11 protein-coding genes are annotated in these 11,726 nt (G+C 42.3%); 7 read left to right on the top strand and 4 right to left on the bottom strand.

What is annotated here, in order from left to right; translation table 11 throughout:
* Positions 1–27 precede the first annotated feature (27 nt).
* Positions 28–540 carry a ribosome biogenesis factor YjgA gene (gene yjgA / locus OEG80_RS12050; RefSeq protein ID WP_011512503.1) on the top strand — a complete coding sequence of 171 codons (513 nt, stop codon included), beginning with the start codon at positions 28–30 and terminating at the stop codon, positions 538–540.
* 149 nt (positions 541–689) lie between these two features.
* On the opposite strand, the gene OEG80_RS12045 is transcribed toward yjgA, so the two are convergent.
* Entirely contained in the window at positions 690–1,310 is a 621-nt protein-coding gene (locus tag OEG80_RS12045; protein WP_011512504.1) for a thiol:disulfide interchange protein DsbA/DsbL, read from the bottom strand.
* Between the two features lie 376 nt (positions 1,311–1,686).
* On the opposite strand from OEG80_RS12045, the gene ubiG reads away from it, so the two are divergent.
* The 5 genes from ubiG (at position 1,687) to OEG80_RS12020 (ending at position 5,747) form a co-directional block, all read left to right on the top strand.
* Positions 1,687–2,517 (top strand): bifunctional 2-polyprenyl-6-hydroxyphenol methylase/3-demethylubiquinol 3-O-methyltransferase UbiG, encoded by an 831-nt coding sequence (gene ubiG, locus OEG80_RS12040; protein WP_263241029.1) that lies wholly within the window; start codon positions 1,687–1,689, stop codon positions 2,515–2,517.
* 35 nt (positions 2,518–2,552) lie between these two features.
* Positions 2,553–3,263 carry an HAD family hydrolase gene (locus tag OEG80_RS12035; RefSeq protein WP_263241028.1) on the top strand — a complete coding sequence of 237 codons (711 nt, stop codon included), beginning with the start codon at positions 2,553–2,555 and terminating at the stop codon, positions 3,261–3,263.
* A gap of 118 nt (positions 3,264–3,381) precedes the next feature.
* On the top strand, positions 3,382–4,266 hold the full coding sequence (locus tag OEG80_RS12030; RefSeq protein WP_263241026.1) for a YciK family oxidoreductase: 885 nt from the start codon (positions 3,382–3,384) through the stop codon (positions 4,264–4,266).
* Between the two features lie 242 nt (positions 4,267–4,508).
* Positions 4,509–5,303: a substrate-binding domain-containing protein gene (locus OEG80_RS12025; RefSeq protein ID WP_025651116.1), complete on the top strand. Its 795-nt coding sequence runs from the start codon at positions 4,509–4,511 to the stop codon at positions 5,301–5,303.
* Positions 5,304–5,480: 177 nt separating this feature from the next.
* Entirely contained in the window at positions 5,481–5,747 is a 267-nt protein-coding gene (locus OEG80_RS12020) for a DksA/TraR family C4-type zinc finger protein (protein WP_263241023.1), read from the top strand.
* Between the two features lie 120 nt (positions 5,748–5,867).
* Here the strand turns inward: OEG80_RS12020 and OEG80_RS12015 are convergent, their stop codons facing one another.
* Together OEG80_RS12015 and ompR are read right to left on the bottom strand one after the other, a co-directional pair.
* Positions 5,868–7,055 carry a CobW family GTP-binding protein gene (locus tag OEG80_RS12015; protein ID WP_263241021.1) on the bottom strand — a complete coding sequence of 396 codons (1,188 nt, stop codon included), beginning with the start codon at positions 7,053–7,055 and terminating at the stop codon, positions 5,868–5,870.
* A gap of 43 nt (positions 7,056–7,098) precedes the next feature.
* Positions 7,099–7,863, bottom strand: coding sequence for an osmolarity response regulator transcription factor OmpR (gene ompR, locus OEG80_RS12010; protein ID WP_011279439.1), 765 nt, complete (start codon positions 7,861–7,863; stop codon positions 7,099–7,101).
* 418 nt (positions 7,864–8,281) lie between these two features.
* Between ompR and OEG80_RS12005 the strand changes: the two genes are divergently transcribed.
* Positions 8,282–10,804 (top strand): Tex family protein, encoded by a 2,523-nt coding sequence (locus OEG80_RS12005; protein ID WP_263241018.1) that lies wholly within the window; start codon positions 8,282–8,284, stop codon positions 10,802–10,804.
* Positions 10,805–10,940: 136 nt separating this feature from the next.
* Here OEG80_RS12005 and OEG80_RS12000 read toward each other — a convergent pair whose 3' ends face one another.
* Positions 10,941–11,372 (bottom strand): hypothetical protein, encoded by a 432-nt coding sequence (locus OEG80_RS12000; protein WP_020442514.1) that lies wholly within the window; start codon positions 11,370–11,372, stop codon positions 10,941–10,943.
* Between the last annotated feature and the right edge of the window lie 354 nt (positions 11,373–11,726).

Below are 11,726 nucleotides of genomic sequence, written 5' to 3'. Positions count from 1 at the left end.
ATTTATTTTTAAACATGGAAAGCTTTTATGATTGACTGGTCAGAACAAGATATGCGCGTCTCACGCACAGAGCTCAAAAAAGCTCATGAGCGCCTGCAACAGTTGTCGATACCGCTTGCCAGCTTATCGAAGAAACAACTTAAAGCTTTACCTGCCAGTGATTATTTTATGGCGGAATTAATGGCGCTTGCCGATATTACCAGTGCCAATGCGCGTAATCGTCAGACCAAGCGTGTTGGCAAGCTTATGATTGAAGAAAATCGCCATGAGCTGATAAAAGCATTATTTGATGCCTATTTTCCTAAAGAGCAGGTTTCTAAGATAGAGAGCTGGTATGAGCGTCTAAATATCAATGATGAAGGGACGCTTAAGCAGTTTGTCAAACAATATAAAGCCTCTGAGCAGCATAGTATGTATCAGCTATTGCTCTGGATTGAGTACGCTAAGCATACAAACGATGAGGAGCTAATGGCGGAGTCAAAAGCAGATTTGGCCAGTTATATCCGTGAAGTCGCTATTTTAACGAATCTAAAAAAATAGCGATAAGAGCTATAGGCAAGCGAATTTGGTTAGTGGGTACCTATAAACCACTAAAGATAGAATACTAAAATACAAAAAGGCCAATCAGCAAAGATTGGCTTTTTTAATTGATAAGAAATAGCGTTTTTATATTTTTTTAAAAACTAATGCTACTTTTTCTCTGCGCGTACTTTGTCGACTAGGAAATCAACTACTTTAGGTACGGTAGCACTTTCACCGGTTACCACGTACTTGCCTTGCACGACAACGGCTGGCACACCTGATAGCTGATAACGCTTGGCACCTGCTTGTGAGCGACCGATTTTGGTACCAACAGCAAAAGAGTTGTAAAGGCTATTAAATTTCTTTTCGTTCACACCTTTTGAGGCATACCATTTGCTTAATGAAGACTGGTCAAATAACTGCTTACCATCTTTATGTACGGCATCAAATAAAGCGTCATGGGTCTTGTCTTCAAAACCCAGTAATTGCGCGGCATAAAAACCACGGGCACTGGCTTCCCAAACAGGGTTTAATGCTGCGGGTGTTTTAAAGAATGCCACATCTTTATCTTTGTTTTTTGCCCATTTTTCCATGTGTGGATTGAGGACGTTACAATGGGGGCAACCATACCAAAAAAACTCACGCACAATGATAGCATCACCGCTGATTTTTTCTGGATTATCTAACACACGATAGTCTTTTCCTGCGACATAATTGGCAGCTTGTGCACCCATATTGGCAAATCCAATAGCGCAAGCCAAACCAGTTAATGCGATGATACGTTTCATACTTATTCCTTGAAATAACGACATTCAGAAGTTTGCTTTAATAGTTATAGCTTTGATAGTCATATAAATACCAAAGCAAATAAGCAATGACAAAGTCAATAGACGACGATAGGTCGACTGAGTCGACCTACTATAGAATAGCAACTATAATAGCGTAAAATGCGGCAGTTTGTGAACCGGATTCTTAACTAATGGTTGTAATGCTGTCAGTCATTATTTAAGGTATCTTACTTATAGCCTGTTATTCTATTTTTATTGACCTTTAAAGCATCAATAAAGCAGTTCACAATCGGTGACGATGTACTTACGGCAGCTTTGCGGCTCGCATGTTAATATTGAGTCTTTAGTCACATACTATAACAATAAAGGAAAAACTATGAGCCAAGCTTTATTTTCTGGGCAGCCTTTGCACACTCAAGCAAACGATAGTGGCATGGCTGACGATACCATAAACGCTATCAATGTCGATCCAAGCGAAGTTGAAAAATTTAATAAACTGGCGGGTGAGTGGTGGAATAAAACCGGTGCCTTTGCTACCTTACACGAAATCAATCCGCTGCGTCTAAACTGGATAGAGGAAAATGTGAAGCGTGGCTACGTGAGTGCTGATAGTCAAAAAACGGCAGAGATGGGCTTGGCGGGTAAAAAAGTTCTTGATGTCGGTTGTGGCGGTGGTATCTTATCAGAATCAATGGCACGTCGCGGCGCAGATGTGACAGGTATCGACCTTGGGACAGAAAATCTCAAAGCAGCAAGCCTCCATGCTGAACAAAGCAACTTACAAGATACCTTGCGCTATCAGCATATTCCGGTTGAAGCTTTAGTGGCTACCCATGCTGGTCAGTTTGATGTGGTTACCTGTATGGAGATGTTAGAGCATGTACCAGATCCAGCCGCTATTGTAGATGCTTGTTTTAAGCTGTTGGCGCCAGGCGGCGTATGTATACTATCAACGATTAACCGCAATCCAAAATCGTACTTATTTGCTATCGTCGGTGCAGAGTATGTACTGCGCTTGCTTGATCGCGGCACGCACGATTATGCCAAGTTTATCACGCCAGCTGAGCTTGATAAAATGGCGATTGATGTAGGGTTTGCGCGCCAAGATATCATTGGACTGCACTATAATCCATTGACCAAGCGCTATTGGTTGGCTCAAAACGTCGATGTCAATTATATGATGGCAGTACAGAAACCTCTCGCTTAATACCCTTTTTACCACCCTAATGAAGAGCCTTTGTAATGAGTCAATTTGTAAAAGCGGTCTTATTTGACCTAGATGGGACATTGATAGATACTGCTGCCGATTTTGTACGTATTATTGGCAAAATGAGCCGCGAAAATGGCTGGCAAGCGCCGTCTGAGGTAGAGATTCGTGAGCAAGTATCTGCGGGTGCCTCAGCAATGGTGCAGCTCATGCTACGTCATAATCAGCAAACGGATTTTAGTGAAGAGACGTTGCTTGAGTTTCGTCAGCAGTTTTTAGATGATTATGAAGCGGATATTTGTGTGGATAGTCATGTTTTTGACACGCTTGAGGACGTTTTAAGTGCCCTTGAAAAAAAGGGCGTACCTTGGGGTATCGTGACCAATAAACCGCGCTATTTGTCAGAGCTGTTATTAGAAAAGATGCAGCTAGACACGCGCTGTGCAGTTTTGGTTTGTCCTGATGATGTGTCACGTCCTAAGCCTGACCCAGAGCCTATGTATGCGGCGTTAGAAAAACTTGGTATCCCTCGCGGCGCTGCTGCAAGTGTGATTTATGTTGGCGATCATATCCGCGATATCGAAGCTGGTAATGCAGCGGGTATGCCGACGATTTTGGCCGCTTATGGTTATATTCCGCCTGAAGATCAGAACAATCTGAAGAAATGGGGCGCAGATTATATTGCAGAAACGCCTGAGCAGTTGAATAAATTATTGCTGTCTTCTGGTAAATTCGACTATTTATAACTCAAATGAGCCATAAGCTTAGCGTGTTTTTAGTCAATATTTTAATAACATAGCATATAACAACATAGCATAATGGTTAACCATCCCATTTATTAAACGATAAGCAGTGAGTAATGCCATGAGTGACAATATCAACCCATTAGCGAATCTCTCGGAAAGCCATTCCGCCGACAATATAGCCAATCATCTGAAAAGCCATCAGACTGACTTGCAAGCGTCTGTCGCTGCCTTAGCCGCCTTAACTCACGATGATATTCGTGACTTTGTACCCTCTGAAAACTGCTTAGATGGCAAGACCATTTTAGTCACAGGCGCAGGTGATGGTATTGGGCGTGTCGCTGCTTTGACTTATGCTCGCTATGGTGCCACGGTGCTGCTATTAGGTCGTACTAGCAGTAAACTTGAATATGTCTATGATGAGATCGAAAGCTTTGGTGGTAAGCAGCCGGCGATGTTACCGATGAATCTAGAAGGAGCTACTTATGCAGAAATGCAAAAATTAGCAAATTTGATTCATAGAGAAGTGGGTCAGCTTGATGGGATATTGCATAACGCGGGGATGCTTGGTCCATTGACGCCACTTGAGATGTATGATGTTGATATGTTTGCTCAAGTCATGAAGATTAACTTCACAGCGACCTTTATGCTTACCCAAGCGCTACTGCCGTTACTCAAAGATGCGCCGCATGGCTCTATTGTCTTTACCTCAAGCACCGTAGGTACGCATCCTCGCGCGTTTTGGGGTGCCTATGCGCTGTCTAAGCAAGCCGTAGAAGGGATGAGTGATATCTTTACCCAAGAGACGCAAAATACCACCAATCTGCGTTTTAATTGTATTAATCCTGGCGGTACGCGTACCAATATGCGTGCTCATGCTTTTCCGGGTGAAAATCCCATGAGTTTAAAAACGCCGGAAGACATCATGTCAGCCTACGTCTGCTTGATGAGTAACGAAAGTATTGGTGTACGCGGGCAAGTGGTTGAGCTACAGCCAAAAGATTAAGAGGTGTTACTTAAACTTGCATGAATACAAAGCGTAAAAGTAATTTGGGTAGCTATAGTTGATACTAAATGAAATAGATGCGTCGTACTAGGATGCGAAACTGGTATAAATTTTCTTTAGTTGCTTGATGTGCTAATAGAAGCTACAAAAAATATATACCAACAGCAAGATATCTGTTTTATAGTAAATACGACTCTGTTTTTTGTCAAAACTACCAATGATTTTTACTTAGGATAATACTTATGAATAAGTCCATTGCTGCTGCATGTGTGCTGCTAAGTTGTACTTCAGCTTTTGCGCAAACCACGCTTTTTGATCCTTCCATCGAGCACAATCCTCAGGATGGTGTCATAAAGCTGTATGGAGCAGGTGGCCCACATACCGCTTTAAGAAAAGTGGCAGATGTCTGGGAAAAGCAAGGTGGTACCAAGGTAGAATTAATAGCAGGACCTGAAGACAAATGGTCGGCTGACGCTCAAGCTGATGCCGATGCTCTGTGGGGAACTTCTGAGCAATCAATGACTGCATTTCTTGAGACATACGAAACTTTTGATCATGAAAAAGTTGAACCCATTTATATCCGACCAGCAATCATAGCTGTACAAAAAGGAAATCCTAAAAATATACGTAGCTTTGATGATTTATTAGCTAAGGGGATTAAAATAGTTGTGACCGAAGGTAAAGGAACATATAACACTTCGGGTACTGGAGTTTGGGAGGATCTCGCAGGACGCAAAGGAAGCTTAAACGATATTGCTCGTTTTCGAGATAATATAGTAGCGTATTCTTTAGGATCTGGAGCCAGTTTTAAAGCATTTAAAGATGAAAAAGCAGATGCTTGGATAACTTGGCCGAATTGGCCGCTTAATAATTCCAAAGATATGGACATGGTTAGTATAGATAAGGATCGAGCTATCTGGCGTGATTTAAACATCGTTGTATCACCAAAAGCTGATCCTCAAACAAAAGATTTTCTTAACTTTTTAATCACTAAAAAAGGACAAAAAATCATGAAAACAGAAGGGTGGCAACGCTGAGTAGAAGGTTTTAGGCATACACTCTTAAAAAGTAAATACCCTAAATATAATTCTCACTAATCGTTCAAACACATTTGTTATTTGCATATTGTAATTAGCAATAACCACCCCATCTATTTGTTATTAAAGAATTTATCTATAAAGCAATGATCATTAAAAAATAAATAGGATGGGATTATGGCAGGTGGCTGGTCAAGAGATGGTGCTGAGCACGAACAGATGGATGCGACCGTTAATGATGCGTTAGAGCGCGCACGGCGTGCACTGCCGACCGGTGAAAGTGCTGAGTTTTGTGATGAGTGTGGTAACCCGATTCCAGAAGCGCGGCGCATAGCGGTACCAGGTGTGCAGCACTGCGTTAGCTGTCAGTCTGAGCTTGAAAAAGAAGCAAAAGCTGCGGAATTGTTTAATCGCCGTGGCAGTAAAGACAGTCAGTTACGCTAATAAAACCAATGCTGCTCAATAAAAAAGCCCCTACTACCAAAATAGTGTGGGCTTTTTTAGTGGTTCTATTTTTATCAACAATCTTTCTATCACTACAATATATGGCTATGCAATCATTAACTATAGTATCAAGGCCATGAGTTCATGGTCATAGGCTTCCCAATCTAGCTTAACCTCTATCGCATCTTCTTGCCCAGTACTTGTTTGCAAAATAATTTCTAGTCGGCTGTCGGCTTGTACGCTTACTGTCTTTGTAGACAAGCTATCAGGCGTAAAATTGATTTGTAGCCAGCCATTAGACGTATGCAATACGCCTTTGATGCGTTGCCAGTTTGGTAGCGTTAGCAGCCAATCCTGTAACTTATCAGCATTTAATATAGAGTCCGCTGGTAATCGCCAACCTGCAACTACGATATCTTGCTGTATTTCATGATAACGATAGGGCAGCTCGATGTCTTTGTCTGCCTGAATATCATTATCGTTTGTGGAAGGGTCGAATAATGACTTATTCGATAATGAATGACTCAGTGGCTGCAAGCTAATCACAGATTTTTTCGGCTGAGCAATATTAACTGTCCGCTGTTGTGAGATAGTCTGGCTAGGCTTGTTCAGCTGCGTGCTTAACACTGCTGAATAGTCATTCGATGTGCTTATATCGTTAATTGTGGTCTGATCATCAGACTCTGCCCAAATAATAGTGATTTGCGCATTTAACTCTGCTATCCAATCTTGTAATGCTTGCTTATCGTCAGTACTTAATTGGGCATAGCGATTAATGACCAAGACATTGGCATCACGGATATGCGCTTGGAACCCTTCGTGAGCACGATATTTTTCTCGTTGCCACTGCAGAGCGTTAAGTACAGTTATGACCGCCTGCATCTTTAGAGCCGTCTGCCAATGCGGCGCGCTCAGCTGCCGTATAAGCTCACGTGGATGAGCAAGCCCTGTCGGCTCAATAAGCAGGCGTTGCGGATGATGGTCACTCAGTAGGCGACTAATAGCTATTTGTAGAGGTAACTGGCTGGTACAGCAAATACAGCCGCCGCTAACTTCACGAATGGCGATATTATTTTGAGCGGAATTGCTATCTTGTGAGCTTGAAACCAAGGCTGCATCGATACCAATCCGACCAAACTCGTTAATCAATAATGCCCAACGCTCATCAGTGGATTTATCGGCAATCAATTGATTAATAAGTGTGGTTTTGCCAGAACCCAAAAACCCTGTCACCAAGGTGCAGGGTATATTTCGATGAATAATAGAGGATTTCAATGTTGCGCCCGTTGTATTAATAGGATTACCCATTAATAGTATGATATATCAACGGACACAAGCAATACTTGGAAATTTAAAGTGATTCGCTCTTAGCTGCTTCGACTTCTGCTTCGTCAGGTACGAATACATAGCCTACGCCCCAGACAGTCTGGATATAACGTGCTTGTGAAGGATTGTCTTCAATTAAGCGGCGCAGACGTGATACTTGAACGTCAATTGAACGCTCCATCGCGCCCCATTCACGACCACGGGCAAGGTTCATCAGCTTATCACGGGTCAATGGCTCGCGTGGATGCTGAACCAATGCCTTTAGTACCGAAAATTCACCCGTCGTTAAGGTGACAACATTGCCGTCGCGTTTGAGCGTACGTGTCGATAAATCAAGTGTCCATGGACCAAATTCTACTACTTCAAGCTGATGACTTGGGGCCCCTGGTAGCTCACGATTTTGACGACGGAGTACTGCTTTGATACGTGCTAATAGCTCTTTTGGATTAAATGGCTTTGGTAGATAGTCATCCGCACCCGCTTCTAGACCTGCGATACGATCAGCGTCGCCACCTTTAGCCGTGAGCATAATAATAGGGATGTCGCCATTATCTTCGCGCAGGCGCTTACAAATACTGATACCGTCTTCGCCTGGTAGCATCAAATCAAGTACCACTAATGAAAAAAGCTCACGCTGCAACAGCTTATCCATTTGACTGCCATCGTGGGCAGTACGGACAACAAAACCATCGTCTTCTAGAAAGCGCTGTAACAAAGAGCGCAATCGTGCATCGTCATCAACGACTAGAATACGCTGAGTTAAGGTATCGGGGCTGTTATTTTCAGACATACAGGCATCCTCTTATAAAAATTATTATTAGCAAAAATTATTGTTAAAACGCACCAGTCAGTATATTTACTCTCAATAAAAACAGTGTGAATACCACTTTTACTATTTATTAGTGCAACTATTTGAGCATCATTCCATCGATTGGCAAAAAATTATAAAAATGAGAACTATTGTTCAGTACGTTGGTACACAGCAATATTTGTGCTGATGAGACTTTAGTGTATAAGATTGCAGTCATAATTGCATCACTGATAAAGGCAAATGCTGTAGGTGTTTGTTTAATAAAGCGTCAAGAGTGTGCTCATTAAACGATTTTTGCGGTAAATGACATGATAAATAACGAAAAGATAAAAAGGATTTCTATTCATGCAGCTTTTGCTATAATGCAAAACTACATTTCTCAACGATTGATACGTCTATGAGTAGCACTGATACCTTAACGCCATCTCAAACCTCGACAAATGCACAGGTTTTGGATGCAACCACACACGCGAATATTCACGACAAGCTTGCTCGCGCGCTTGGCATTAAGACTGCTCAAGTCAATGCGTTTGTCAAACTGTACGATGAGGGCGCGACCGTTCCGTTTATTGCCCGTTACCGCAAAGAAAAGACGCAGAATCTCGACGATGCGCAATTGCGCGCGCTAGAGAAGTCTCTCAATTATGAACGTGATATGGCAACCCGTCGCCTTAAAATTATTGAATTACTGAGCACACAAGGCAATTTGACTGACGAGCTGCAGACACGTATTGATAATGCAACCTCAAAACTTGAGCTTGAAGACATCTACTTGCCATATCGTCCGCGCCGCCGTTCACCAGCTGCCAAAGCACGTGCTGCTGGTCTTGATATTGCTGCACAAGCAGTGTTGACGCAAAACGTGACGCCAACCGATGCATTAGCAGACTATCAAGTACAATCAAGTATTACTGATGAAAGCGGTAATGAGATTGAAGTTGATTTTAGTGATATCGAGAAGCAACTTGCTGGTGTACAAGCCATTATCGTAGATGAATGGACGCAAGCGTTAGACTTGTTAGATCATTTACGTAGCAGTTTTGCCAAAACAGCCAGCATCGTATCGAGCGTTGCCAGTGAAGAAAAGCGTGAAGTCGGTGAAAAATTCAAAGATTACTTTGAGCATAGCGAAAGCCTGGCACGTTTGCCAAATCATCGCTTATTAGCGATGCTACGTGGTCGTCAAGAAAACGTCTTGGGTCTAAAAATCGAAGGCGAAAATGCGCCTTTTATTGAAAAAATTATTAAGCATTTTGAGATTGATGCTAAAGCGCCAACTGAGCGTCAAGAATTTTTGACAGAAGCGGCGAGCAGCTTATGGAAAGACAAATGGCGTCCGCATATCGAGCATCGTTTATTGACTGAAAAGCGTCTGACGGCAGAAGCGGCTGCGATTGATGTTTTTGCCAATAATTTACAGCATTTACTGATGTCAGCACCTGCTGGTCGCAAAGTTATTTTGGGTGTTGATCCCGGTATCCGTCATGGCGTTAAGATGGCGATTGTTGATGCTCAAGGTCATGTGATGTTAGATGGCGAAGACAAGCCTGTTATCGCAACGGTTTATCCATTTGCGCCTGATAATAAAATGACTGAAGCCAAAGTGGTTATCGATGAGTTATTAAGTACTTATAATGTGGATCTAGTGGCTATCGGTAATGGTACGGCAAGCCGCGAAACAGACGCAATGATTAAAGAGATTTTGGCGGCGAACGAGTCATTAAAAGCTAAAGCAGTCATCGTGAATGAATCTGGCGCGTCAGTCTATTCTGCCAGTGAGCTTGCTACTGATGAGCTTGGTAATTTAGATGTCTCTGTACGTGGGGCAGTATCTATTGCTCGTCGTCTACAAGACCCATTGTCGGAGCTGGTCAAGGTAGATCCAAAAGCCATTGGGGTTGGTCAATATCAACATGATGTCAATCAAGCTCAGTTGGCAGATAGTCTTGATAAAGTCACACAAGACAGCGTTAACGCCGTTGGTGTTGATGTGAATACGGCAAGCCCCGCTATTTTGGCGCACATTGCTGGCTTAAATAAAAATGTTGCGCAGCAAATCGTTACCTATCGCAAAGAGCATGGCGCTTTTGATAGCCGCGAGTCATTGAAAAATGTGCCGCGCTTAGGTGCTAAGACCTTTGAGCAAGCCGCAGGATTCTTACGCATACATGATGGTAGCAATCCACTGGATGCAACTGGTGTACATCCAGAAAGCTATGCGCTGGTCGACAGCTTACTTGCCCAAACAGGTAAAGCCTTGCCAGAAGTTATCGGTAACGACGGTGTGTTAAATAGTATCGATACCACAGCGCTAGCTGCTAATGATGAAAATGTTAGCGTAAAAGCGATTTTAGATGAGCTTGCTAAGCCCGCTCGTGACCCACGTCCTGAGTTTAAGACGGCTAACTTCCGTGAAGATGTGAACAGCATTAAAGATTTGAGCGAAGGCATGACACTAGAAGGGGTTGTTACCAACGTGACTGCCTTTGGTTGCTTCATCGATGTTGGCGTGCATCAAGATGGTCTGGTTCATATCTCGCAAATGGCCAATGACTTTGTCGCAGACCCGATGAACCGCGTCAAGCCCGGTGATATCGTCTCGGTCCGTGTCATCTCTATTGACGAAAAACGCGGTCGTATTGGTTTTAGTATGAAACCTGAAGCTGAAAAACCTGCACGTCCAGCAGCGAAACCTGCGACGGCAAATGTTACTAATAATGATGAGAATACCAGTCGTCCGCGCAGCAATCGTCCAGCTGGCGATAAGCGTCCGTCTAAGCCTAAGCGCCAACCTAGTAGCAGCAATAATAGCGACAGTCGCAGCAAGGCGCCTCGTGCAGAAAAAGCAGAAGCGCCTAGCAAAATGGGTACTTTCGGCGCGCTATTGCAAGAAGCAGGTGTGACTAAGGTTAAGAAATAAGATGTCTTATTCTAAATAGAAACAAAAAAGGCAGCCTAATGGCTGCCTTTTTTATTAAATCAAATATATCAATGGTGCTTTTTAATCACTATATTTATTTCAAGAATCGCCTTAGTATAATTACTTAGGTATTTACTTATAGCTCATCTTCTTCTGAAACTTCTGCTAAGTCTTCTTCTGCATCTAGCGCTACATCTTCAGAGATAATCTCAGTTGTTTGTAATTCCGAATTTTGTAAAGCTTCTGCTGGCGCTTTTATTTCGGTAGTCATCGATTGTTGACCGTTTGGCGCTTTTATCTCAGTAGTCATTGGCTGTTGACCAATATTGCTATTGACGCGTGCGCGCGAAATCGTTTGAGTTTCGCTAATCGCAAACGGCGTCATTTTGCTTGTTTTAGAAGTATTTGCATCAGTCTCATTGCCTGTGCTTTCAACTTTGGCTTCAACAGCAATCTCAGCAGTGGCGATCGTCTTTTTAGCGGCTTTAGTATCAGCTGGAGCTGCCATTGCCGGAACAGTAAGTGCCGCGCCAATCAGTAATGATAAAGCTAGAGTATGGTTTTTCATTTATTTAATCCTCAATTTATATTTTTATAATGTCAGCTAAAATGGTCGTAGAGATAACTTTGATTAAATGCGGTCTGATACGATATTTATCTATGTAGAATACAGAATTTATATATTTAAAATAACTAATATATAATCTATAGAAAAAATAAAATCATGATAATCAATAGGAGACTATCATGATTGATTCGTATAAAAATTCTGGTCAGTGCATAACGTTATCTATAAACGTAAAAGACGTCGTAAACACTAGGCGTAATAATAACAATTTAAATACTAATCATTCAGTGGTACATCCATGAAAAATCTAACAGACTCCTACTAATAAGTGATGTCGTGCAATTATTGTAGTGT

Origin of the sequence: Psychrobacter sp. SC65A.3 (assembly GCF_025642195.1) — a bacterium.
GTDB lineage: Bacteria > Pseudomonadota > Gammaproteobacteria > Pseudomonadales > Moraxellaceae > Psychrobacter > Psychrobacter cryohalolentis.
Note: the sequence above shows the minus strand (reverse complement) of the source record. Positions and strands in the feature narration are given on the sequence as shown.

Bases quoted from the DNA above. Each gene is read 5' to 3' on its own strand.
- OEG80_RS12020 (WP_263241023.1), top strand. From the start codon at position 5,481: ATGGCAGGTGGCTGGTCAAGAGATGGTGCTGAGCACGAACAGATGGAT.
- OEG80_RS12030 (WP_263241026.1), top strand. From the start codon at position 3,382: ATGAGTGACAATATCAACCCATTAGCGAATCTCTCGGAAAGCCATTCC.
- OEG80_RS12025 (WP_025651116.1), top strand. From the start codon at position 4,509: ATGAATAAGTCCATTGCTGCTGCATGTGTGCTGCTAAGTTGTACTTCA.
- yjgA (WP_011512503.1), top strand. From the start codon at position 28: ATGATTGACTGGTCAGAACAAGATATGCGCGTCTCACGCACAGAGCTC.
- OEG80_RS12005 (WP_263241018.1), top strand. From the start codon at position 8,282: ATGAGTAGCACTGATACCTTAACGCCATCTCAAACCTCGACAAATGCA.
- OEG80_RS12000 (WP_020442514.1), bottom strand. From the start codon at position 11,372: ATGAAAAACCATACTCTAGCTTTATCATTACTGATTGGCGCGGCACTT.
- ubiG (WP_263241029.1), top strand. From the start codon at position 1,687: ATGAGCCAAGCTTTATTTTCTGGGCAGCCTTTGCACACTCAAGCAAAC.
- OEG80_RS12035 (WP_263241028.1), top strand. From the start codon at position 2,553: ATGAGTCAATTTGTAAAAGCGGTCTTATTTGACCTAGATGGGACATTG.
- OEG80_RS12045 (WP_011512504.1), bottom strand. From the start codon at position 1,310: ATGAAACGTATCATCGCATTAACTGGTTTGGCTTGCGCTATTGGATTT.
- OEG80_RS12015 (WP_263241021.1), bottom strand. From the start codon at position 7,055: ATGGGTAATCCTATTAATACAACGGGCGCAACATTGAAATCCTCTATT.
- ompR (WP_011279439.1), bottom strand. From the start codon at position 7,863: ATGTCTGAAAATAACAGCCCCGATACCTTAACTCAGCGTATTCTAGTC.